At 69.7% G+C, this 24,605-nt stretch carries 10 protein-coding genes; 5 read left to right on the top strand and 5 right to left on the bottom strand.

The window, feature by feature from the left end; genetic code table 11:
* Positions 1-164 precede the first annotated feature (164 nt).
* Genes ACGF12_RS29880 through ACGF12_RS29890 form a run of 3 tightly spaced genes read right to left on the bottom strand, consistent with a single transcriptional unit; the run spans position 165 to position 13,483 of the window.
* Complete coding sequence (locus ACGF12_RS29880; protein WP_393036707.1) at positions 165-4,229, bottom strand: Eco57I restriction-modification methylase domain-containing protein; 4,065 nt, start codon at positions 4,227-4,229, stop codon at positions 165-167.
* Positions 4,229-7,156 carry a DEAD/DEAH box helicase gene (locus tag ACGF12_RS29885; protein WP_393036710.1) on the bottom strand — a complete coding sequence of 976 codons (2,928 nt, stop codon included), beginning with the start codon at positions 7,154-7,156 and terminating at the stop codon, positions 4,229-4,231. The genes ACGF12_RS29880 and ACGF12_RS29885 overlap by 1 nt, the downstream gene beginning before the upstream one ends.
* 39 nt (positions 7,157-7,195) lie before the next feature.
* Entirely contained in the window at positions 7,196-13,483 is a 6,288-nt protein-coding gene (locus ACGF12_RS29890; RefSeq protein WP_393036801.1) for a protein kinase, read from the bottom strand.
* Positions 13,484-13,804: 321 nt separating this feature from the next.
* On the opposite strand from ACGF12_RS29890, the gene ACGF12_RS29895 reads away from it, so the two are divergent.
* Genes ACGF12_RS29895 through ACGF12_RS29910 form a run of 4 tightly spaced genes read left to right on the top strand, consistent with a single transcriptional unit; the run spans position 13,805 to position 21,635 of the window.
* Positions 13,805-15,535, top strand: a complete 1,731-nt coding sequence (locus tag ACGF12_RS29895; RefSeq protein ID WP_393036713.1) for a sigma-70 family RNA polymerase sigma factor — start codon at positions 13,805-13,807, stop codon at positions 15,533-15,535.
* Positions 15,536-15,585: 50 nt separating this feature from the next.
* Positions 15,586-18,702: a helicase-related protein gene (locus ACGF12_RS29900; protein WP_393036716.1), complete on the top strand. Its 3,117-nt coding sequence runs from the start codon at positions 15,586-15,588 to the stop codon at positions 18,700-18,702.
* Complete coding sequence (gene drmB, locus ACGF12_RS29905; protein WP_393036718.1) at positions 18,699-20,537, top strand: DrmB family protein; 1,839 nt, start codon at positions 18,699-18,701, stop codon at positions 20,535-20,537. Before ACGF12_RS29900 ends, drmB begins: the two co-directional genes overlap by 4 nt.
* Before the next feature lie 9 nt (positions 20,538-20,546).
* On the top strand, positions 20,547-21,635 hold the full coding sequence (locus tag ACGF12_RS29910) for a DNA helicase (RefSeq protein WP_393036721.1): 1,089 nt from the start codon (positions 20,547-20,549) through the stop codon (positions 21,633-21,635).
* Positions 21,636-21,645: 10 nt separating this feature from the next.
* Here ACGF12_RS29910 and ACGF12_RS29915 read toward each other — a convergent pair whose 3' ends face one another.
* Positions 21,646-22,605: a pirin family protein gene (locus ACGF12_RS29915; protein WP_393036724.1), complete on the bottom strand. Its 960-nt coding sequence runs from the start codon at positions 22,603-22,605 to the stop codon at positions 21,646-21,648.
* Between the two features lie 164 nt (positions 22,606-22,769).
* Positions 22,770-23,453 (bottom strand): ribulose-phosphate 3-epimerase, encoded by a 684-nt coding sequence (gene rpe, locus ACGF12_RS29920; RefSeq protein ID WP_393036727.1) that lies wholly within the window; start codon positions 23,451-23,453, stop codon positions 22,770-22,772.
* A gap of 247 nt (positions 23,454-23,700) precedes the next feature.
* Here rpe and ACGF12_RS29925 point away from each other — a divergent pair, with 247 nt between their 5' ends.
* Entirely contained in the window at positions 23,701-24,555 is an 855-nt protein-coding gene (locus ACGF12_RS29925; RefSeq protein WP_393036730.1) for a hypothetical protein, read from the top strand.
* Positions 24,556-24,605 lie beyond the last annotated feature (50 nt).

A 24,605-nucleotide genomic window follows, 5' to 3' on the forward strand; every position in this document is an offset into this window, starting at 1 on the left:
GCCCGAGCTCTCTCGATCCCAACCCTCCCACTCTTAGTGTGTGTGGGTGGTTTGTTATTTTTATTGGTCTTCGACTCCCCCCCCCCCCCCCCCCCCGCGCCCCCCCGGCGGCCCCCCGCCCCCCCCCCCCCCCCCCCCCCCCCCCCACCGCAGTGGTGCTGTCGTTAGTGCGGCCCCTCATCGGCGGCAGAGGGGTGGCGGGGGCCCTGACCGGGGGGCGGCGTGAGGGCGGATGTGAAGTTCTCGCCGTCGATGAGGGGGCTGGTGAGGCTGATGCCGGCGGCGGCCATGCGGTCGTAAATGGAAAGGATCAGTTCCTTGGTGCGGTAGATGCCGTACTTAGCCTCGTCCTTGCGCTTGACGATGGGGAAGGTATCGAGGATGTAATCGACGTCGCCCCGGGAGATGCCATAGAGATGGAAGAAGAGAGCGTCGAGCTCGGCGCGGATGACCGTACGGCGATCCTCGTCCCAGCAAAAAGGGGCGCCCGTGTCGCCAAAGTCTCGAGCAAATGGTGTCAGGTCATGTGCCGTATAAGTAAGCTCCAGGACCCGTCCTGCGATAGAGGTTGCATGGACGGCCAACTGCCCAGGACCCGGAACTGGAATCTGCTCCGAGGTACTCAGTGGAATACTAGGCTGACTGAAGCTATTACGCAGGAAGTAGTCATAGGCGAATGAATTGTAGACTGCCGCAAGAAGCGTGAGACCTTGCGCATCCGGACCGGCCGAAATAATCCACCCATAGGAGGCCGCCACCCAGGGAATGATGGCAGCAATGCATGTCCTCTCATCGTTGTTACGGGCGACTCGCCGATGACCCAACATTCCCGTCTGGCAATCGAACTGGCGCCTTTCCCGCCGCCTCTGCGTCTCCTCCAAAGAAACCCAATACTGCGGCTCGACGACGAATTCCTCTTGCTTAAGGTCATCAAGCGTTGACTCCCGCGAACCGCTCGAGTCACTGAACCGATGCGAGTACTGATGCCCCATTCGGCCCTCGTAGAGAGGGAGCATCACGGAGCCACCCTTTGAGAAGCTACTCCCCTCAAAGTGCCAGCCATCATCTTGAAGATCGTCACGAGTATGGAAGAGGGCAGTGTCATCCGTCATATTGAAGAGACCTTGCGCAAGCCTCACCCCCCAGGGATTCCCGCGAACTCCGCCAATCTCCACAAGGACGGGGATGCGACTGTAGACATCGATGGAAATCTCAGCGTCGCGGCGACTCCGAAACACAGGGCATGTTCCGGTATTGGGGCTCAGAATAGAAATCTCCCTCGGAGTCATGAAGAAGATCTTATCCGAGTCCTCAAGCTCCACTGGGTCGTTAAGAAAGAACGCAAATCCAGCCGCCTTCTCCCGCTGGGCGCGGCCCACGAGGGAGATGATGCTGAACTTAAATGACCGATGCACCGCAGGAAAAAGGGGGGCTCCGTTCTCAAAGTCATACAGAGCCACAAGCGACTCGCCCTCAACCATGTCCCGGAACAAGAACTGTGCCACCACGTCCGTGGCAATGCCGGTAGGAACAAGAAGCCCCAGTCGGCCGCGAGCAGAAACAACCTCCCTACTCGCCTCCACAAAGAGAGCATCAAGCTTATAACGATTAGCGCCCTTAACCTCGCGCATTCCCCTTGTGTATAGAGGATACAAGCCGGAGTTACTCACAAAATGAGGGATCGACTTGACCATGCGGAGGGCTTCGCGATATTCGGAAAAGGTGTCCGGATCGGATTCTTCAAGCCTTGAAATAAGGCCCTTCCTTCGGGCGCCAATAGCGCTTGAAATCGTCGGCGATCTCACCTCAAAGAATTCTTTTTCATTAAATTCAACATTCCCCCATGGGGGATTCCCAAGGACGCACGAGAAGCCGCCAGACCAACCTGTCGAGTTGCCTGTGTCAGCGCCAGACTCCGATACTGAGAAAACCTCTGGGAACTCCAGGTGCCAATGGAAGAAGCGATACTGGTCGCGAAGGGCGATAATCTCTTCGTGAGTGCTCTGAGAAACTCCGCCCAGCTCCGAGTCCTGAATGTTTCGGAAGACTTCCTCGGTCACGGCTGGCGGGGCATCGTTGTTCTTGCGCCACATGAAAGCCGCGCACCAGGAATCCGCTACATGCAGGGCACGCACATACTCCGCCGACGCCTCCCAGCCCCGGTAAGCGGCCTCCTGGCGGCGCACCTCTGTCAAAGTGTCAGACGAGGCCATGGTGATGCGATGCAGCTCCGTAGCGAACCTTGTGTTCGCGACCCGAGTCTCAGCGGTGAGGCTGAAAAGACCGCGCTGGCCGGTTCGTTCGATCCTATTCTGCTTTTCCAGCGACTTGGCGATCTTCTTGTCGTCGCCCTCGATCGGTTTGAAGGCTTCGTCCGGGATGCCGTTCCGCAGAACTGCGGGCGTCGCCCCGATTAGCGCGTTGCCGTGCTTCACGTGCGCGTCGAGGAAGCTCAGCGCCTTTCCCGGCTCCAGGGCCTCCAGCCACAGCGAAACCTTGGCCAGTTCAACAGCCATCGGGTTGAGGTCCACACCGTAGATGCAACGGGCGACGACCTCGTGAAGGGCGTGGCGGACGGCGCCAAGCGTCGGCTCGGGGTTGCGTTCCCGGACCGCCGCAACGCGCTTGGCGATGCGGCGGGCGGCGGCGACGAGAAAGTGGCCTGAGCCGCAGGCGGGATCGCAGACCGTCAGCGCGAGCAGCTCGGCAACGATGTCATCCGCCGGGTCAGGTCGGCCCGCGGCGGCGACAGCCTGCTCGCCGCGCTTGACGGCGCCGTCGATGACCGGGTCGAGCACCGAGTCGAGGAGACAGTCGATCAGCGAGGACGGGGTGTAGTAAGAGCCCGTGGTCTTGCGGGTATTGCCGGCCAGCTCGACCAGTTTGAAGGTGCGGTCCACCGCGCTGTGCTGCGGTACGAGTTCGAGCAGGGACTCGTAGATGGAGCCCAGTTCCTCCGCGTCCAGGTGACGGTAGTCGACGGCCCGCCAGCGGCTCGATCCTGTGTCCCGTACCTGGGCGAGGTGGCGAACCGCCGTCAGCAGGTACTCGTTCGACAGGGACAGACCGTTCAGCGGGGCGTCCGCATCGCTGTTCGTGAACAGGCCTCCAAGCCCCGGCAGTCCGAGCTCCGGGCGGCCGTTCTCGTCGCCCAGCGCGTCGAGGACGACCCGTAGGGCCTGCCACCGGTCACCGTGCGCCGTACCGCGCCGACGCCGCGCGTGGTCGCGGAGCCGGGCGGAGGAGAAGTACGTGGCGTACCGCTCGCGCTCCTGCTCCCCCACCTCGGGCGCGTGCAGTACGTCGCGATCCTCGGCAACAAAGAGGAACAGCAGTCGGTAGGCCAGGCGCAGCAGCGCGTTGTGCAGGTCCTGGGCCTTGAGGTTCTCGCGCAGAGCAGCGTTGTCGGGGTGGCGGAGGAAGCCGGTACCCAGAGTGGTGATGGCGTCCTGAACTCCCTTGCGGAGCTGGTCCAGGGCTCGTGTCCCAGAGGCGATGGCCTCTGTACGCCACTTCTCCAGCCGACACGCAGAGGCTGCCGCGCCCTCCGCCACCTCGAACCGCGAGACGTGCAGCAGCCGGTAGAGCAGCACGAACTCGCTGAAGAGCTCGCCGTCGAAGATCGCCTCAAGGTCGAACTCCACGTACGAGGCCGTCGCCAACGCGCTGGAGTCACGAAGGAGCCGCAACCGACGGCCGTTTGAGAGCACACCCCATAGGTGCGCCTCAGTGCGGTTGAGGCACTCCTGGAGCATCGACTGCGGCGGGACGGTGCCGTTCCCGCCAGGGCGCTTATCGAGGTCGGCGTTCCAGGGGGTGAGGTGGATCAACGTATGCTGCCAGCGGTGGCTGACGGCGAACAACTTCTCCGCGTCGCTGTCAGCGGGAATGCCAGCGGCCCCCACGGCCGTCAGCCGCCCGAAGCCCAGCTCGGCGAAAAGCGGCTCCAGCCACTGGGCGGTAGCGAGGCCCGTCGGGTCTGCGGCGGGATCCCCCGTGGCGGGATCCTCGGGAAGGCGAGTCCGAAGCTCTCGCCAGACGCCCTTGAGGTAGTCCCAGTGCCGTTCGGCGTCGTCGCGCACAGACCGCGAGCCGATGACGCCGTAGTCGGCGGGCTTGGCGCCGGAGACGTCCTTTCCCTCGGCGATCCGGACCAGTATGTCGGCAGGCAACAGCCCTCCCACCGTGTGGACGGCGGAGAAGACCTGGGTGCGAGTGGTGGCGGACATCAGGCGCCCTCTCCGGTCGAGGTGGTCGCGGGCAGGTAGACATAGGCACCGAGCACATCGGCGGGCTGCTGAGCGCGCACGCGCAGTCCTCGGACGATCTCGCCGGTGGCCTCACGGACACGGCGGTGGGACGCGTCGAGATCAGCGGCGAGCTGTTCGCCGTGCGACTCCAGGTAGCCCTGTACGTCCGGGAGTTGTCCCAGGATCCGGGTCATCGTCCGCTCGCCGAAGTGCACGTCGGTGTTGAGGGTGGCCTGAGCGCCGAGCAGAGCCAGCGCCTCCCCATCGGGCAGCCAGACGGCGTTCTTCGGCGCGCCCTGGAAAGCGAGCAGCCGGGCGTCCTCGGCCACGATCTCCTTGTCCTTCTCGCTCCGCGAGGGCAGCGTCAAGTGGAACCGGTAGCGGACGAGCAACAGTGTCGTCCGGACCGACACCGCGTCCGTCGTCACGACACCACAGCGCCGGGCCGGTCGGCTCCCTTCGGCCAGCGTGTCGAGGGCAGCGTTGAGGACATGGCCGGCCAGGGCACCCACTACCGGGTCGGTACGGACGAGCGCGGCCTCACCCCGGCCGACCGCCGGGTCTGCACGGAACGGGATCGGCCGGCCGGTCTCGACCGCATCACCGCCCACGACCGGGGCCAGGGCGTCGCGCAGGCCAGCGGGGACACCCGAAACCTCTGCGGTGAAATCCCCATCCCCGCTGTCCCGCAGAACTGCCCCGAGAGCGTTGAGCGAGTCCCGCACGAAGGTGCGGATCTCTCCCGCGCTGCCCAGGGCGTCACGGATCGCGGCGACCTCACGCGCCACGTCCTGCGGATGGATGGAGCGCTGGGCGAATCGGGAGCGGGAGGCAGTCTCCCGCTCGGCCGCCGAGTTCCAGTCCTTCTCCAGCTCAGCGGCCTTCGCATCGACCAGGTCGTCGACCGCGAACAGCCCCTCCTGCTGTCCCTCCCGCCCCCGCATCAGCAGCCACTCGACGATTGCGTCCGTGACACCCGCCGAGGTCTCGTCCGGAACGGACACCGAGATGCCCAGGTCCTTACGGATCTGCCGGTACTTCTTGATCAGGACCTCAAGCACCTTGCCGTCGATGCCGTTGTCGGCCCCGTACAGCGTTATGACGCGGACCTCGTCGCGCTTCTGCCCGTACCGGTCGACGCGCCCCTCGCGCTGGTCGTGCCGGGTCGGGTTCCAGGCGAGGTCGTAGTGGACGACCGCATCGAAGTGGTGCTGGAGGTTGACACCCTCCGACAGGCAGTCGGACGCGACCAACACCCGTCGCGCCGCCAGGCTTTCCCCCGCCTCCTCGGCGAGCCGCTCGATGCGTTCGATGCGCTGCTGCGGCGAGAGGGTGCCGGTGACCGCAGCAACCGTGGCCTTGATCCCGCCCTTCCCTTGGAGCGCCTCGGCGACGTACTCCGCCGTCGGGATGTAGCGGCAGAAGACGATCGGGTTGTAGCCATCGGCAAGCAGCGCCTTGAGGTGCTTGATCAGCGCCTTGAGCTTGAGGTCGTGCTCGGTGCCCTCCAGCCCTGCGGCCCGCTCGGCAAGGGCGGCCAGCCGGGCCCCCGCATCATCGGTCTCAGCTCCCGGCGCGACGTCCAGGCCCTCCAGGGTGTCGCTGTCCGCAGAGTCGCTGGTGAGCGGCGCACCGAGCCGGTCCGCCTCCTCCGCACTCGCGGCGACGGCGGTGGCGGACCGGGTGGTCAGCGTCTGGGAGGCGGCACGCGGCGAGGAGACCAGCGAGCGCAGCAGCGCGATCGCGGACCACCAGGCGATGCGGGCCTCGCGCTTGCCCTTCACCCCGGCCGCCTCGACGCGGTCGCTCGCGTAGGCGATGGCGTCGTCGAGGAGTGCGCGGTAGGCCGGGGAGAGCTTGTAGGTCTCGTCCTTGAAGTACCGGTCGGTAGGGAAGGCGGTCTTCTCGGCGAGGCTGTCGTCGCTGAGGCCGTCCTCCTTCGTCAGGTACTGGCGGATGTCGGCGCGCTTGCGCTGGACGAAGTGCTGGGCGAGCAGTTCACGCCCACGCTTGCTGTCCAGGTCGACGGCGGCCAGCTCGGGCTTGACCAGGCCGAGCAGGTTGCGGAACGCGGACTCCTTGCCGCTGTGCGGGGTGGCGGTCACCAGCAGCAGGTGCGTGTCGGCCTTCTCGGCGACCCGGCGCAGCAGTTCGTACCGCAGCTGGTTCTGCGAGGCCCGACCACCAGAACCCGCAGCGTCGTCGGCGGCGACACACGTGTGCGCCTCGTCGACGATGACCAGATCAGGGCAGTGGCGCACGAAGTCGTCGCGGTGGCGCGGGGACTTGATGAAGTCCGTCGACACCACGACGTTCGGGTACCGGTCGAAGATCGACTGGCCGAGGTCCAGTCCGCGCTCAAGACGCGAAACCGTGGAGGAGAGCACGAGTTCGGCATCGATGCCGAACTTCGTGCGCAGCTCGGCCTGCCACTGCTCCGCCAGGGCCGGCGAGCAGAGCACGGCCAAGCCCTTCGCCTCGCCCTGGGCGAGCAGTTCACTGGCAATCAGGCCCGCCTCGACGGTCTTGCCGATGCCCACGTCGTCGGAGATCAGCAGCCGGACGGTCTTCTGGCGTAGCGCCATCAGCAGCGGCACCAGCTGATACGCGCGCGGTTCGACGGCGATCCCGGCCAGCGCGCGGAACGGGCCGGCGCCGGAGCGGAAGCCGATCCGCAGGGCGGAGCGGAGCAGGCCGGCGGCGCGCTGGTCACCGAGGTCGTCGGGCGTGGGGGCGGCGAACTGGGCGCACTTGACGTCCTCGAAGGTGGGGAAGACGGCGGCGATGTCGTCGTCGGAGCCGCCGAGGGGGCGCAGCACGAGCATGTCGGATTCGCTCTCGGGCAGCACGACCCATTCGCGGCCGCGGGCGGTGACCAGGGAACCGGCGGAGTAGGCGGGTGTCATCAGGTGGGTCCTCGTCGAGTGGTTCGTCGGTTCCGTCGGTCAGCTGATCGGGTGGGCGGTGCCGAAGTAGCGGGGGCTCTCGGCCACGATCGCCTCCCAGTCTCCGTCGAGCGGGAAGCGGATCACGTCCCAGGTGGCGTCGAGAAGGCGTTCCTTGGCGTCTTCGTCGCGCAGCGCGGTGTGCTCGACCTCGGGGTCGTCCACGAAGATGGCCAGCTTCACCCCGGGCATCCGGTAGACGAAGTCCGCCATCGCGTTGGCCTCGGTGATCAGGGTCTGGGTCTCGTCGGGAAGACGCAGGCCGCGCTCCTTCAGCCACGTCACGAAGTCGCGCTCCACCGGGGTCTGAACGTCCACGAGCTCACCGAGCTCAGGCGCCTCGCCCGGCTGGGCACCCGGCTCCGGGCTCTGTTCGGCGAGCAGCCGGCGGAACTGCTCGCTGCGGGACTCGCCGCGCTGGTCGCGCTTGGCAACGCCAGCGGCGAACCGGAGCAGCAGGGCCCTGATCGTGCGGCGGTCGATGAGCGCGTGGTTGAGCTGGTTGCCGTAGGTCAGCAGGCACTCGTAGCAGCCGCGCTCGCACTTGCGGTCCGGGTGGGGACCGCCCTGGTCGACCCCGGTCTCGTCGAAGTGGCAGATCGCGAGCGCCTGGCGGGCGGCCTTGGCGAGCGCGTCCGACTCGGACTGGAGGCGGCGCAGCACGCCGGCCCCGCCCTCGGCGGCCTCCGTGAAGAGGAAGCGGTTGCGCGGGCCGTCGTTCGGCGGGAGGAGTTCGCTGTTGAGTTCGGAGTCCTCCAGTTCGAAGGCGGCCTCGATGCCGCGTTCCAGGGCGTACATGAGGGAGAGCGCGATCGGCTCGGGGAGCGGCTCGTCGAGGGTGAGGACGAGGATGTTGCGGCGGTCCTCGACGTAGGGGATGACGCGCTTCTTGCGGCGCTTCTCGTTGCCGTCGGCGTCGACGACCGGCAGCTCGGTGGAGTCGCCGGAGGCGTCGGCCGCGTCGCGGTCGTTCATCCAGCGGCCGTCGGCGGCGTCGAGCCAGTAGCCGGCCGGGTCGTCCTTCTTGGCGCGCAGCCGGCCGACGTTGGTGATCCGGACGGTCGCGGAGTCGCCGTAGGCCAGCGCCGCGAGCGGACGGGAGTCGTCGGTGACCCGGGCGTCCTGGCGGCCCTTGCGGGTGCCGCGGTTCTGGAAGGCGTAGGAGGTCTCCAGCTTGTAGCCGGCGCGGCGCCGTTCCTCCTCGTCGGAGGAGATGCGCTCACGGCGCTGGGTGTAGACGGTGTGCAGCTGGAGGAGGCCGTAGGTGGCCGCGCCGAGCGGCTCGTCGCACATCTGGCAGCGGTCGTCGCGCTCGCGCGGGTCGTGGTGGTAGCCGCAGTGGTCGCAGCGGCGGGCCTCGCTGGTGGTGATGTCTCCGGAGGCGTCCGGCGGGAGCTGGATGCGGGTGACCTGGTAGCGGGCGCCCTCGTGGTAGATCAGCGCCCCGGGGCCGAACTCGCGGATGGCGAGGAAGCGGGGGCGCTGGAGGTAGTCTCCGTCGCCATGGCGGCGGCCCGTGGTCGGGATGTACGCGGCGAGCGGCAGGCGGGGGAAGGAGTACCCCGGCAGGAAGCCCTCGGAGGCGAGGTAGCGGTAGGGGTTGAAGTCGGAGAGCACGGACTTGTTCTCCGCGCTCTCGTTCTTGAGGAGGTTGAGCTGGATCTCGGCCTCCCGGCGCCGGCCGACCGCGCGCCGGCGGTCGCCCTCGGTGAGGCTGTGGTCGAGGACGCGCTTGTTCTGGACGTACTGGTCGTCCAGCGCGGCCCGGTACAGGTCACGCCAGCGGTCGAAGGCATCGTCGAACCGCTCGGGGACGGTACGCACCCGGTCCTCGATCCACCGCTCGTCCCACCACGTGGTCCGGGCGAATTCGGGCACCAACGGGCCGAGCACCTGGTAGGCGGCGGCGATCGTACGGGTCTGGGCGGCGGCGTCCCGCGACGCGGCGTGGAGGTCGGGGTGCAGGTCGAGGGCCGGGTTGGGGCGGTCTCCGGTCTCGGGGTGGGAGATGTCGAGGACTTCGGTGATCGCGCGGCCGAGCTTGAGGCCGGCCTCGGCCAGCCAGATGCTCTGAACGTGGGAGAGGACGAGGTCCTCGTTGGCGAGGTCGAGGCGCGGCGGGGCGACGGCTCCGGCAACCATTCGCTCCGAGCGCCGGAAGTAGTACTGGTCGTGGCTGTTGCCGGTGGAGCAGTACGTGGTGACCAGGGCGGGCTGGCCGCTACGGCCCGCACGCCCCGAGCGCTGCGCGTAGTTGGCGGGCGTCGGCGGGACGTTGCGCATCATGACGGCGTTGAGCGAGGAGATGTCGACGCCCAGCTCCATCGTCGGCGAGCAGTAGAGAAGCTTCAACTCCGCTTCCCGGAAGGCCCTTTCGCGATTCTCGCGCTCGGTCGGGTCGACCTGGGCGGTGTGCTCGCGGGCGAACAGTCCGGCCAGCTCCGTAGCCGCGTTGCGATAGAGGTCGCGGAAGAAGGTGTTGACCCGGGGGCCGTCACCGCTGGCGTAGGTGCGGGTGAGCGGGTCGTGGGCGCCCCGCTCACCCTTGCCCGCGCGCCAGACCAGGGTCTGGGCGGCGACCCGGTAACCGGTGATGGCCGGCCCGGAGGGGCGGTGGAAGCGGCCGGCGCGCTGCGGGGTCTGCGAGATCTCCCGGACCAGGCCGGCCTTCGCCAGCACCTTCAGCAGCTGCTCGATGACAAGCTGGACGTCGGCCTTGTCAAGCTCGCGGAACGCACGGTCGGTCCGGCGAAGGTACTTGCCGAACTTGCCCGCGGCCGACAGGAACAGGCCGGAGCGGTCCAGCCCGGGGCGGGAGGGCTGGGGATAGGCGGTGCCGACCTTGGGGCTGTCCGACTTGGTCAGCACCCACGGGTCGATGAGGCGTTCCTCGCTGGCCCGCTGGAGGGAGTCGAAGTCGTCGCGGAAGTACTGGACGTCGATGGCGAGGGCGCGGCGCATCTCGTCGAGGAGCGCCTTGGTGATCTCGGCACGCAGGGCCGGGTCGGCGTCGCGCAGCGCCTGGTGGGTGCCTTCCCAGCGCTCCTGGTGCTCGGCGACCCACTGGAGGTCCTGGTAGTCGATCTCCAGCAGGCCGGTCTGTTCCAGGTTGGGCATGGTGATGCGCCAGCCGCGTTCGAGGTCCAGGTAGAGCCGGAAGGCGATGACGTCACGCAGGGTCTTCGCCGCGCTGCGGGCGAGGGCGGGCGGCAGGTCCGCCGCGTCGCCGGCGTAGTCGGCCGGGTTGAGCGCGAGGGCGTTGGCGACCGCGGAGGCCAGCTCCTCGTGGTGGATGCCGTCCTCTCCGGCCTCGACGACGGCCCGGTAGAGTGCGCCGCGCACCTGGGTGATCTGCACGAAGTCGTTGAAGTGGCCGGCTTGCAGGGAGGCGTCCTGCCGGTTGTCGACGAAGGTGAGGAGCTTGCGCGCCCGCTTGTCGAGGGCTTCCGCCGGCACCGACTTCAGCGAGCGGACCACGGACGCGGAGATCAGCGAGGTCGCCGAGGAGCGCCCTTCCTGGCCGAGGGTGGCGAGTTTGGCGAAGTCCCGGCCGCGGGTCTGCTCGTAGGAGACGCCGCAGTGCAGGCAGAACAGGAACGGGGACGGGATGAACGCGGCCGTCAACTCGCCGTATCCCTCGGTGCCGTACGGGTCCACGATGACGGTCCGCGGCACCCGGTCGCGGTGCGACTTCCGGATGACTTCCTGACCGCGGTCGTCGATCTCCAGCCAGGACTCGGGGAGTCGGCGGTCCGCGATCGCGGCCTCCGTGTCGCGGGGCCACGGGCGGTCGTGGTCGACGTAGAGGTATCCGTCGCCCTGACGACCGCCGGTCGCCGAGGTGTCGCGCCGCGCCTCGTACCGGACCTCGCCGTCCTTCTCCGTGCGCCACACCGTGAGGTACTCCTGACCGCACTCGCGGCAGAAGGCGAGCGGCATCAGCAGCTTGCCGCCGGATTCGGGCTGTTCGAGCTGGTAGCCGCGGGTGAGGTGACGGGAGAGCTTGTCCTCCAGGGTGGTGTAGACGGTGTCGCCCTTGGAGAGGAACTGGTGCAGGCGGAAGGCGAAGAGGGACCGCTCGGAAACCGGGTGCCGGGCCTGCGAGCCGGCTTCCAGGGTGGCCCTGATCGCGGCGGCGCACTGCTCCGCGGGCACGCCGCTCTGCTCCGCCAGCTCCGCCGCGGCCTCCTCGATCTTGGCGGGCCTCCGACGGACGAGACGGCCCTCGGCGGGGTCAGTGGCGAGCCCGAAGCGGGTCTCGATCCAACGGGCGAGCGGGTCCCGGACGAGGTCGGCGTAGGCCCGCGGCGCCGCCGGGGACTTGAGACGCTCGGGCGAGACGGTCGGCGGGGCGTCGTCGGTGGCCCGCACCAGGGTCTCGCCGATGACGTTCCCGGGCTCGACCTTCACTCCGAAGAGGGTCGAGGCAACGTTCGCAACGACCTTCCGCTGCTCCTCGGCCGTGCCCTCGGTCGACATGGTCGCTGAGGTTCCGACGCACTGGAGCCGGCCGGCCTGGCACGTCTCACGGACCCGTCGGATCAACAGGGCGACATCGGCGCCTTGGCGGCCACGGTAGGTGTGCAGTTCGTCGAAGACCAGGAACTCCAGACCCCTGGCCATCTTCATGAGGCTCTTGCGGTCATCGGGCCGCGTGAGCATCAGCTCCAACATCACGTAGTTGGTGAGCAGGATGTCCGGCGGGTTGTCGCGGATCTCCTTGCGGGCCGCGTCGTCCTCCTGGCCGGTGTACCGGCCGAAGGTGACGGGCTCCCGGCCCTTGCCGTAGCCGTCGCGAAGGTACTTCTCCAGCTCCTTGAGCTGGCTGTTGGCAAGGGCGTTCATCGGGTAGACGATGATCGCGCGGACCCTCCCCCGGCCTCCGGCCGGGGGGACCCCCACGGCAGCCGAGGGGCCTTCGGCCTTGCGGTCCTTCAGGACCTTGTCGACGATCGGCACGATGTATCCGAGTGACTTGCCGGAGCCGGTCCCGGTGGTCAGCACGTACGAGGCACCCGACTGCGCCGCTGCGAGTGCCTCGCGCTGGTGCTGGTGCAGGGTCAGCGGACGGCCGTCACAGACCGTGCCGCCCTCGGTCTTGTTCGCCTGGAAGATCCGCGCACACTCTTCGTCCAGCACATCCTGGCCTGCGAGCTCCAGGACGGTGCCACCGCCGGCGAAGAACGGGTTCAACGACAGCCAGGGGTCGGGCCACTGGGACTTGGCGTCCAGGTCGTCCTCGACGAATGCGGCGATCCGATCGTCGCGAATGACCGTCCCGCCCTCGGTGAAGGCGCGATAATCGTCGATCAGCTGGCGGTGGACGCCGAAGACGTCCATGCCCTTGGTGGCCGCGGTAGTTGCGGGCGCTTCGGCAGCGGACACCACCGGCTGTGCGGTCGGTGCGGGCCGCGTGGCAGGCAGGACCGGGACAGGGTCGAACGCGCCCCAGGCGGGGAGCTGCTGGGCACCGCCGTCCCGGTCGACGAGCGGGAGGAGGGCGTCGCGGACGGCAACGGCGTCGGCAGGGCGGTCAACGGGCTGCTTCGCAAGGAGGCGATCGACCAGGCGGGCCAGCTCCGCAGGCACGTCCTGCCGGATCAGGCGCACCGGGGTCGGGCTGTCCTCGATGTGCTTACGCGCCAGCTCGTAGGCCGCCTCGCCGACGAACGGCGCGACGCCGGTGAGCATTTCGAAGAGCAGACAGCCGAGGGCATAGAGGTCGGCGGCCTGGGTCACCGACTCGGCCTTGAACTGCTCGGGTGCCATGTACCGGGCGGTGCCGACCGCGACGCCGGTGCTGGTGAGCTTGGCCTCCTCGGGATCGTCGACGATCCGGCCCATGCCGAAGTCGAGGACCTTGACGACGCCGCCCCTGGTCAGCATCACGTTGGCGGGCTTGAGGTCGCGGTGCACGATGCCAGCCGCGTGCGCGGCGGAGAGTCCGTCGGCGATCTGGGCGCCGATCGCGGCGACCCAGGCGACGGGAAGCCGCCCCTCTTCCTCGATCAGGTCGCGCAGGACCTCTCCGTCGAGGTATTCCATCGCGAGGTAGGGCAGGCCGCCGCGGTCGTCATCCACGCCGCCGTCGATGAGGCGGCTGAGGTGAGGATGGTCCAGCCGGCGCATGATGCGCACCTCGCGGGCGAAGCGTTCGACCGCCTTGGTGTCCCCGTAGGTGTCGACGGCCGCACCGGAACGGCGGCGAAGGATCGTCTTGACGGCGACCACACGGTCCGGCCCGTCCGCGGACGACCTCAGGTCCTCGGCCTTGTGGACCTCCCCCATGTTGCCGGCACCGATCGCCCCCAGCAGCCGGAACCGGCCGCCGATCAGCTCAAGGCCCACTGTCACTCCTCCACACCCCTGATTCCGGACGCACACCACGCCGCGTGCCGCTCCCACATACCGACGACCGCCGCGGGGCGACGAGGCAGGGCGGCTACATGAGGAACCGTACACGATTCCCGGGGCAACGTACACTGAACAATTAATACGTTGACGGCGCTAACAGGCGATCGCTAGTCTACGTGTGTACATTGGGTTCGCAGCCCGCAGCGTACGCACTTCCGAGGCAGTCGTGCCTCGCCTCCGTGTGAAGGGGTGGGAATGTTGGACCACCAGGTCCCGAGCCTGAAGGCCGCCCTCGGCAGGCTGTACGCCGACCTTCAGACGAAACAGGTGCGCGGAGTCGTGCCCTACCAGGTCTTCCGCAGTGAGACCGAATCGCTGGGACTGAGTGAGAAGGCGCGCGGTCGGCTGGCCGATGCCCTCACCGCGCTGAAGCTCCGGATCGCCGACCCGCCCCGTCAGGAGGCCGAGCGGGAGCGAGTCAGATCCCCTCGCACGGACATGGCACGCCGACTGCTGGACCGCTTCGCCGACGACGCCGGGATGGTCGACGCGCGGGCCGTGGAGGGGGTCGCACGGCTGACCGGCCTCTCCCTCTCCGAGGCCGATGAGCTCCGATCGGGCGCCCGGATCGCTCCCCCGCCGGGTGCGTCCGTTCCCACACCGGCTCACTGCGGCGCTCCCCCGGAGGCCCCAGTGACGATCCCGGCGCAGGCGGCCCCGGTCACGTCGGGCCACCTGGAACGAGCCGTGACTGCGGCCCGCAACGTGCTGAGCGCAGACCGCTTCAACCTCCACCCGGCCAAGCGCATCCTCACCGCGGACGAGGAGATCGGCCTGGCCGTACTCCTGAGGGACGGGGTGGCGCAGGCGGGCATCGAACCGACCGACGAGGAACTGTCCGGCCTCCCGCCTGCGAACGAGCGGCGACGGGCACGGGACTGCCTGGTCGTCCACAACCTGGGGCTTGTCCACTCCCTCGCGCGGCAGTTCACCGACCAGGGACTGGAGTACGAGGACCTCGCGCAGAGCGGGATGCTGGGCCTGATGCGGGCTGCGCGGAAGTTCGACCCGCTCATGGGCAACAAGTTCTCCACCTACGCCACCACCTGGGTCCGCCAGATGATCGGCCGGACCCTCGCGGACGAGGGCAGCGCCATCCGCATCCCGGTGCACATGCACGAGGTCATGCAGAAGGTGGCCCGCGCCGAACGATCCCTGCTCTCCCAGGGCCTCCCGATCCGGGCCGCCGACGTAGCGGTGGCCTGCGACCTCCCGGTGGCCACGGTGGAGAAGGTCCGACGGCTCAGCCGCCGAACCGACTCGCTGGACCGGATCATCAATGACGGCGTCCATCTCGGCGACCTCATCGAAGCCCGTACCGCGATCCCGGGGGTGGAGGGCACAGTCATCGACGCCCTGACCGAAGCGGAGCTGCACGCGGCCATCGCCGCGCTGCCCGACCGGTACGCCCATATCGTCACCAGGCGGTACGGGCTGGACGGGCAGGACCCGGCCACCTTGGACGAGCTCGGGAAGGACCTCGGGATCACCCGGGAACGGGTCCGCCAGTTGGAGGTGAAGGTCCGGCCCGTCCTGGAACTCGCCTTCACGGACCCCGCCGGTGCGCCGTACCTCGCGCTGCGCCGGATATTGACCGACAAGCGGGTCACCGCCGCGTCGTCCAACGCGGTGCAAGCGATCACGAAGGACCGTGCCAAGCGGGACTGGTCAGCCGGCGTGAACGCCCTGCGAGCCTTCCGCGAGCGCGAAGGGGACCGACTTCCCGAGCCGGACCAATGGGAGGGGGACTTCCCACTGGGCCAGTGGGTCGACGAGCAGTACGAGATCGCAGGCTTCCACGGGACCGAGTTGCCCACTCATCGTCGGATCGTTCTGGAATCCCTGGGCATGTGGTGGCAGCCGCCACCCCGGCCCACCCGGAAACGGCCGGTGGCCCGTCCGGCGCCACCGGCCCCAGCACCGTGACCCGACCACCCCACAGCACGGCACAGCCGAACCCGAGAACGGACGACAGTGTGGAACCCAGGGACGAACTCATCGCCTACCTCCGGCGCCAGCTCGTCGGCCCCGCCCACGGGTTGGAGGAGATCATCGACACTCCACCTGACCGCCAGTACCTGATGGGGACGCTCTACGCGCAGGACGCCGACCTCCAGCAGCGGCTGACGGTCTCCGCCGAGGAGCTGGAAGGCCCCGGTACGGAATCGACCGCAAATGACACGAACCCCTCCTCCGACCCCGTCCCCGAATCCAACTCGTGGCTGCCGTCCTCCCTCGGGTTCAGCTTCTACACCGACGCCGCGACCATCGAGGTCCGGTGTTCCGGGGCCCGCTACGCCACGTTGCAGGGCGAACACGGTCGGCGGTGGAAGCGGATTCCCCTGCCGGAGGAATCCCACCTCATCGGACCGGAGCGGGAGCAGATCACCGTCCTCGACGGGCGCGCCGAGATCCGGGTGCGGCGGCGTGGCTTCGGCCCCGGACAGCTGATCACCATCGCCCTGGTCAACACGGCGCGCACCGGCCAGGCCGTCGGCCGCGTCGCGCAGTGGGACCGCATGCTGTTCCAGGTGGGGCTGACCGCACGACCGGTGGACGGCTCAGTCCTCCAGTACCCGAGCGTGCGACTCGCCAGCCGGGACCCGGAGGAGCAGGAACTCCGTCTCCAGTACCGGCACGTCCGCACGCACGCCGTCGGCCACGGCTGCGCGGTCGAGGAGGAGTCGGACGGGAGCGGGCGGATCGCCGCGCTGCGGGCGGCCGTGATGCCGGAGGCCGAAGTGCCGGCCACCCGCGCGGCAGGACTGGTCAACGCGCCGGTGCTGAACCTCCTGCACCTCGCGGACCCCGACGTGGCCGTGGACGAGCTCCGCTCCGAGCTCGCACTGTTCACCGCTGACTACCGTTCGTGGTACGAGGAGCAATGCCGGACGGAAATTCCCAGCTGGGGCCGAGAGGCCGCGGAACGCATCCTGGAACGCATCGGCTCGGCCGTCCGCCGGATGGAGTCCGGCGTCCGGACGCTCTGCGATCCGTCCCGCCCAGAGCTGCTCCAGGCGTTCCGCGCCGCCAACCACACCATGGCGCTCCAGATGCGGCACATCCGCGCCGACCAGGCCGGCGAGCGCCGCAGCCGCCACGAACCCGTGCTGCTCGACCCCGAGCCGGACGCCGGTTCGAGCTGGCGCCCCTTCCAGCTCGCCTTCTTCCTGCTCGCACTCGACGGAACGGCCGACCCCGGCCACCCCGACCGGGACGTGGTGGACCTGATCTGGTTCCCCACGGGTGGCGGCAAGACCGAGGCCTACCTCCTCCTCGCCTCCTTCGCGATGCTGCTGCGCCGCAGCGCGCCGAACGGCGGCGGAACCGCCGTGCTGAGCCGCTACACGCTCAGCCTCCTCACCACCCAGCAGTTCCAGCGTGCCGCCACCACCCTGTGCGCCCTGGAGACCCTGCGGCGCGCGAACCCGGGCGCCCTCGGAGCAGAACCGTTCTCGATCGGGCTCTGGGTGGGTGAGGCCACCTCGCCGAACTCCTACACCGCGGCCCGCGACCTCTTCGAGGAGGTCCGAGCCGCTGCCCGCCCCGAGGACGTGTTCATCCTCGACCGGTGCCCGTGGTGCGGCACCCGTATCCTCCCGTCCCACAAGTCACCCGACATCGGCGACTACGGGGTGCGCGCCACGGCGGACTCCTTCGCCTTCTTCTGTCCGCGCGAGGAATGCGCCTTCCACGACGAACTGCCGGTCGCCGTGGTGGACCAGCAGCTGTACGACCGGCCACCGACCTTCGTCCTCGGCACCGTCGACAAGTTCGCCCGGCTTGCCTGGGAACCGTGTGCCGGCAGGCTCTTCGGGTCCGGCACCGGCAACCTCCAGCCGTCACTCGTCATCCAGGACGAGTTGCACCTGCTGACCGGACCACTCGGCACGACGGTCGGCCTCTACGAAGCGGCAGTGCTCGGTCTGTGCACCACCGCCGACGGAACCGGCCCCAAGGTGGTGGCCTCCACCGCCACCATCCGCCGCTCCGGCCCGCAGGTCCGCGCCCTGTACGGGGGCGACGTGCAGCTCTTCCCGCCAGCAGGCCTGGACGCCCGCCACTCGTACTTCGCCGAACCCGACACATCGCGGCCCGGCCGCCGCTACGTCGGTGTGATGGCCCAGGGCCACACTGCCGGCCGTGCGGCCGTGGCCACGGCCGCCGGCATGCTCCAGGGCGCGTGGGAGCTTCCGGAGGAGCACCGGGACGACTACTGGACGCTCGTCGCCTACCACCACAGCCTGCGCGAACTGGGCCGCACCGTCACCGCGGCAGCCGACGACATCCCGGCGCAGCTCGCCGGGCTCGACGAAGGTCGTGGCATCCGCGAGTTGACCGATCGCCAAGTCCAGGAGCTGACCAGCAACCTGCCGCGCGCCGAGCAACCCGTCCTGCTCGACCGGTTGGAGCGGTCCTGGGACGACCCACAGGCGGTTTCCTTCCTGCCGTGCACGAACATGCTGTCCGTCGGTGTGGACGTGAAGCGGCTCGCGCTGATGCTCATGCAAGGCCAGCCGAAGACGACCGCCGAGTACATCCAGGCCACCAGCCGGGTGGGCCGCCACACCGTGCCCGGCCTCGTCGTCGCGTTCTTCAATGCGACGCGGCCCCGCGACCGCTCGCACTACGAGACCTTCGGCACGTACCACCGTTCGCTGTACCGGCACGTCGAGCCGACCAGCGTGACTCCGTGGTCGATGCCCTCACGGCGCCGCGCCCTGCACGCCGCACTGGTCATCCTGGTCCGCCATCGCCTCGGCCTGTCCGAGGAGAACCAGGCCGGCCGTCTCCCCGACGTGCTGCCGGCCGCCGAGTCCCTCGCCGAGGAGCTGGTGGCCCGGGCCGCCGCAAGCGATCCACGCGCCGCCGACGGCATCCGGACGGAACTCGCCCAGCTGCTCACCGACTGGGACCACGCCGCGCGCGAGGCCGCGACGGGCGGCAAGGATCTCCACTACCGCAGTCAGGGCAAGGGCCAGTTGAACCTGTTGAAGGGCTTCGAGCAGTACGGCGGTCTCTGGGAGACCCCGAACTCGATGCGCAATGTCGACCGGGAGTGCCAGGTGACGGTGAAGGGAAGCGACCAGTGAGCCGACGACTGAGGGTCCGCCAGGCACAGACGGTGCTTCCGTTCGGGGTCGGCGCCGTCCTGGACATCCAGGGCGAGTCGTTCGTCGCCACCGGCATCGGGGACTGGCCGCGACACCGCCAACCCGTCGAGTCCCCGCGGCTCGCCGCCAAACTCGGCGTGACCGGCTTCTACGCGGCCCCGGCCGCGACGGACGACCGTTACGACCGGCAGGACGCGGCGGGTGCGCCCTACATCCGCTTCCCGGCCTGGCTGTTCTGCGGCTCGTGCCGGCGCATGGTGCGCTGGCGCATCGCCGACGAGAAGCACGGCGTCCCGCCGCGCTGCCCCTCGTGTTCGCCGGTACGGCAGCTCACGCCGATGCGTTTCGTGCAGATCTGCGTCGCGGGCCACCTCGGCGACGTCGACTGGTGGTTCTGGGCACACTCACGGCTCGACCCCGCCAAGCGCCAGTCCTGCACCTCCCGCGAGCAACTGCGGTTCCGGGTCTCCGAGCGGGCGACCGGCCTGGAGGCGCTCTCGGTCGAGTGCCGGGTGAAGGGCTGCGGCGCTTCCCGGGACCTCCTTGACGTCCTGGGCACCCATGGCCTGCGCTGTTCCGGGCGCAACCCGTGGCAGCGGATCGGAGAGGCCGCCTCGTGCGTGAAGCCCGTACAGATCGTGCAGCGCACGGCGGGCAACCTCTACTACCCGGTCACGCACTCGGCCCTCGACATCCCGGAGGGCGGCACCTCGGCCGTGACCGACCAGGACCTCACCGCCAAGGTGCTGGCGAACGATCTGTGGATCCCGCTGTGCCGGGCCTCCGAGGGATCGAAGGCCGGAGTCTTCCGCGAGATGATCAAGGAGGACACCGGCGCCGACGACGCGCTCCTGGACGCGCTCCTGGCGGAGGAGACGGGAGCCGCCCCGCCGCCCTCCGGGGAGGGCGCCACCGCCGTGGCCCGGCCGGACCTCAGCCGCGAGGAGTGGGCCGCGTTCACCGCACCGGCCCGCCCGGCCACCCGAGACTTCGCGATCCGCGACACCACGCTCGGACTCGCCCACGAGTCCGGCGGGCCCTGGGCCGAACTCCAGCGCAGGATCGGGCGGGTCGTCCTCGCCGACCGGTTGCGCGAGGTCCGCGCCCTCTCCGGGTTCAGCAGGGTGTCACCGGACGCGGCCTTCGTACCCGCCGACACCACGCGTCGGCTCAAATGGCTGCCCGCCGTCGAGGTCTTCGGCGAGGGCGTCTTCCTCACCCTCGACAAGGCCTGCCTCACCGAGTGGGAACAGAATGAGGCGGTCCGCCGACGGATCGCCGGAATGCGCGCAGACCTGGACGGATCCTTCCGCAAGGACCAGTTGGCCGGTCTGACCGGAGCCGAGCTGTCGCCCCGCTTCGTACTCCTGCACACGCTCGCCCATGTCCTCATCCGCCAGCTCGCCTTCGAGTCCGGATACACGACAGCGAGCCTGCGCGAACGCGTATACGCACGGCCCGAGCACGACCAGCACGGAATCCTCGTCTACACCGGAGCCGGCGACGCCGAGGGCACCCTCGGCGGGCTCGTCCAGCAGGGAGAGGCGCCCCACCTCGCCGAGACCCTCCTGAGGATGATCGAGGCCGCCGCCTGGTGCTCCGCGGACCCACTCTGCGCCGAACACACCGGCCAGGGCTTCGACAACCTCAACCGAGCCGCCTGCCACGCCTGTTCCCTGCTCCCGGAGACCAGCTGCGAGAGCGGCAACACCCTCCTGGACCGGGCACTCCTCGTCGGGGGCGAGCAGGTTCCCGGCTACTTCGAATCCGTCGTCTCCGCAGCACGCGCCACCGCGGCCGCCGCACTGGAGTAGGCCTCTGCCATGACGATCACCTACCTGGACCTCAGTCCTGCCCAGCGCGCTTCGCTGGACACCCTGCCGTTCGAGGGCAACCACGTGGTCAACGGCCCACCCGGCAGCGGGAAGAGCCTGCTCGCAGCCCAGCGCGCCCTCATGCTCTCGCTCACGGGTACGCCGACCGTGCTCCTCACACGTTCCAACCTGCTGCGCCAGACCCTCTGGCCGGTCGTCTCCGCTCTCGGGACCGAGGACCACGGGGTGCGCGTCGCCACGGTCCACGCCTGGCTGGCGCAGTGGTTCGGCGGTGACGCACCGCGGACCGACGACGGCTGGTTCGACTGGGCCGCCTTCTACGAGCGGGCCGCCGTCGCCGACCACGGACCCGCGCCAGCCCTCGTGGTCGACGAGGGACAGGACCTCCCGGTCGGGTTCTACCGGCTCTGCCGCATCCTCGGCAGCCGTACCACGGTGTACGCCGACGAGTGCCAGCGCCTCACCGATACCAATTCCACACTGACCGAGATCTCCCGCGCCCTGGGCAACTGCACTCACCACACCCTTGAGGGAAACCACCGCAACACCCGTCAGATCGCCGAGTTCGCAGCCCACTTCCACACCGGCCCCACCGCCCCGCCGCTCCCCGACCGAGAAGGCCCGACACCCCGCCTGCACCATCTCGACCGTCCCGGTGCACTCACCGATCTGCTCATCACCCTCACCGAACGCCACCCCCGGCGCAGCATCGGCGTCATTCTCAGCTCCGTCCACTCCCAGTTCGACCTGCTGACCCGTTTGGAACGCAAAGCTCCCCGCCTGCGGCCCCAGCTCTACACCGCCCGGGCCACACAAGGCCGTTACCGCACGATCGACTTCACTCGCCCCGGCATCGTCATCGTCAACCGCGCCAGCGCCAAGGGCCTCGGCTTCGACACGATCGTCGTCCCAGACACCCACACCGACGGCGCCACCGACCCCAGCTCGGCAGCGCTGCGCATGACGTACTACGTATTGGCAACCCGAGCAAGGCAGGAACTGCATTTCGGCTACGAAGGGGACGCCGAGCCGCCGATGTTCTCGCCCTTGCGTGCAGCACTGCTGCTCCACGGCTGAGCGTTCACCCTCAGCGCTCGCGTCCCCGGGCCTTCAGCGGGACGGCGGGCAGCTCCGGCGCCCGCAGTCGGGCACCGGCGTAGCCGTGGACCTCGCCGAAGCGGGTGCCGGTCATCCAGTCGGTGCGGGCCTGGGCGATGTCCTCACCGGACCGCCCGATGAAGTTCCACCACATGACGATCCGCTCCTCGAAGGGCTCGCCCCCGAGGAGCAGCGCCGAGGCGTCGGAGCGGGCGAGGAGGGGGAGTTCGGGGCGGCCGCAGCCGAGGTAGAGCATCGAGCCGGGTTCGACCGGGACGCCGTCGACGTCGATGCGGCCCGCCATGGCGAGGACGGCGTACTCGAACTCGGGGACCAGCGGGAGGTTGAGGTCCGCGCCCTCGGCGAGGGCCAGGTCGGCGCCGACCAGCGGGCTGAAGGTGGTGCCGGGCGAGGTGGCGGTGTCCAGGGTGCCGAGGATGACGGTCGCGCGCAGGCCCGGGGCGGTGACCACGGGCAGGTCGGGGTGGTGCTCGAAGGTGGGGGCGGCGTGCCGGTGCGCGTCCGGCAGGGCGACCCAGAGCTGGGCGCCGTGCAGGTAGCGGGCGTGCGGGCGCGGGGACTCCTCGGAGTGGGAGATCGCCCGGCCCGAGGTCATCAGGCCCAGTTCGTACGGGCGGACGGTCTGCAGGCTGCCCAGGCTGTCGCGGTGCAGCACCTCGCCCTGGTGCAGCCAGCTGACCGTCTGCAGGCCCATGTGCGGGTGCGGCGGGACCTGCATGCCGGGCTCGTCGGCGATGTCGTCGGGGCCGTAGTGGTCCACGAAGCACCAGGCGCCGACCATCCGGCGGCCCAGGTTGGGGAGCAGTCGGCGCACCACCGTGCTCTCGCCGAGCGGGACTTGACGGCCCGTCAGCAGATCCTTCGCCGGGCCGTGGCTGGCCTCGCGGCCGCAGCTGGTCGGAGTGGGCTTGAGGTCGAGGTTGCTCATCGCGGTTCCACCACCGTACGAGGAGGGCCGGGCGGAGAGGGGTGCGTCGTCACCGATCATCCATCACGGTGCGACGTTCCTCCACCCGCGCCCGGCCGTCCGGCGGTGCGGCGCCCGGCCATCCGGCGGTGCCACAGTCAGCGGTGTCGCAAAGAAGCGGGACCTCAGTGCGCGCAGGCCCACCAGGCGTCCGCGCTCGCCTTGGCGGCCAGCTCGCGCAGGTTGCGGACGGCCTCGGCCGGGTCCTCGGCCCCGTACACCGCCGAACCGGCCACGAACACGTCGGCGCCGGCCTCGGCGCAGCGCTCGATGGTGGACGCGGACACACCGCCGTCGACCTGCAGCCACAGCTCCAGGTCGTGCTTGGCGATCAGCTCCCGGGTGCGGCGGATCTTCGGCAGCATGATGTCCAGGAACGCCTGGCCGCCGAAGCCAGGCTCGACCGTCATGATCAGCAGCATGTCGAGCTCGGGCAGCAGGTCCTCGTACGGCTCGATCGGGGTGCCCGGCTTGAGCGCCATCGAGGCGCGGGCGCCCTTGGCGCGGATCTCCCGGGCCAGCCGGACGGGCGCGGCGGCGGCCTCGACGTGGAAGGTGATCGAGCCGGCCCCGGCCTCCACGAACTGCGGGGCCCAGCGGTCCGGGTCCTCGATCATCAGGTGGCAGTCGAGCGGGATGTCGGTGGCCCGGGCGAGCGACTCGACCACCGGGACGCCCAGGGTCAGGTTGGGCACGAAGTGGTTGTCCATGACGTCCACGTGCAGCCAGTCGGAGCCCCGGACGGCCTCGGCCTCGTCGGCGAGCCGAGCGAAGTCGGCGGAGAGGATGCTGGGGCTGATCTGGGGCATGGCCGACTACCTTCGTGCGAGGGGCTTGCGAGGGCGGGGCGCCCGGTCCGCGGGCACCTCGTCCCATCATCTCGCGCCGCACTGCCGGCGACCGCACCCCGCGGCCCCCGCGTGACCGTCATCACACGTCGCCCGTGGTTACCGGGACCACCGCCGTGGCCATCAGCACCTGAGCGGCCCCCAGTGCGCCCCGTGCCCACCGGGCCGCCCCGTCCAGCCGGCAAGCTCCCCCGAGGAAGGCCTCCCGATGTCCGATCCCGTCCACTCCGCCCGCACGCTGTGGTGGCTCTTCGAGCCGGTGTACGCCGTCACCTTCCTCCAGCCCGAGAGCCGGGCGGCCTTCGAGGCGGCCGGGCTGGACGGCGGCTGGCGCGGCTACTTCGCCGGCCGCTCGGCCCCACTGGGCGCGGTGGACGCACCGCCGGTGATCGCCGCGTTCTTCAGCTTCGCCCCGGCGACGGTGGAGCGGGCCCTGCCCGAGGTGTGGACGCACGCGAGCCCCGAGCAGGCGCTGACCGCCCGGACCGAGGGCTCGGCGGCGGCGCTGGCCCGGCTGCTGGCGCCGGTGGAGCCCGAGCAGGTCGAGTCCGCGGCGACCGCGCTGGAGGAGGCGGTGGCCCGGCTGGACTGCGCCGGCCGGGTGCTGGCCGCCGCCAACGCCGCGCTCCCCCGGCCGGCGGACGTGTACGAGCGGCTCTGGCAGGCCGCCACCGTGCTGCGCGAGCACCGCGGCGACGGCCACGTCGCCGCGCTGGTCGCCGCCGGACTGGACGGCTGCGAGGCGCCGGTGCTCCATTGCGCGCTGGACGCCAGCCGCGAGGTGCTCCAGCCGCTGCGCGGATGGACGGACGAGGAGTGGGCGGCCGCCGCGGCGCGGCTGGTCGAGCGGGGCTGGCTGACGGCGGAGGGGGCGGTCACCGAGCTCGGCCGGGTCCGGCACCGGTCCGTCGAGGCCGCCACCGACCTGGCCGCCGGCCGGGTGTGGGAGGGCCTGCCGCACGACGAACTCGACCGCCTGACTGCCGCCTTGAAGCCGATCGCGGCGCTCTGTCGCGAGCAGATGCCGATCAACCCGCTCGCGATGCCGCCGGTGAACCGGTAGCCGGCCGGATGCGGGGGCCGAGATCGACCCCCGCCCCGTGTGAGCGCCAT

It is taken from the genome of Kitasatospora sp. NPDC048296 (genome assembly GCF_043201815.1).
Taxonomy (GTDB): domain Bacteria; phylum Actinomycetota; class Actinomycetes; order Streptomycetales; family Streptomycetaceae; genus Kitasatospora.

Excerpts from the sequence above, each read along its gene's own strand:
- rpe (WP_393036727.1), bottom strand. The coding sequence starts at position 23,453 with ATGCCCCAGATCAGCCCCAGCATCCTCTCCGCCGACTTCGCTCGGCTC.
- ACGF12_RS29910 (WP_393036721.1), top strand. The coding sequence starts at position 20,547 with ATGACGATCACCTACCTGGACCTCAGTCCTGCCCAGCGCGCTTCGCTG.
- ACGF12_RS29880 (WP_393036707.1), bottom strand. The coding sequence starts at position 4,229 with ATGTCCGCCACCACTCGCACCCAGGTCTTCTCCGCCGTCCACACGGTG.
- ACGF12_RS29925 (WP_393036730.1), top strand. The coding sequence starts at position 23,701 with ATGTCCGATCCCGTCCACTCCGCCCGCACGCTGTGGTGGCTCTTCGAG.
- ACGF12_RS29890 (WP_393036801.1), bottom strand. The coding sequence starts at position 13,483 with ATGGGGGAGGTCCACAAGGCCGAGGACCTGAGGTCGTCCGCGGACGGG.
- ACGF12_RS29885 (WP_393036710.1), bottom strand. The coding sequence starts at position 7,156 with ATGACACCCGCCTACTCCGCCGGTTCCCTGGTCACCGCCCGCGGCCGC.
- ACGF12_RS29915 (WP_393036724.1), bottom strand. The coding sequence starts at position 22,605 with ATGAGCAACCTCGACCTCAAGCCCACTCCGACCAGCTGCGGCCGCGAG.
- ACGF12_RS29895 (WP_393036713.1), top strand. The coding sequence starts at position 13,805 with ATGTTGGACCACCAGGTCCCGAGCCTGAAGGCCGCCCTCGGCAGGCTG.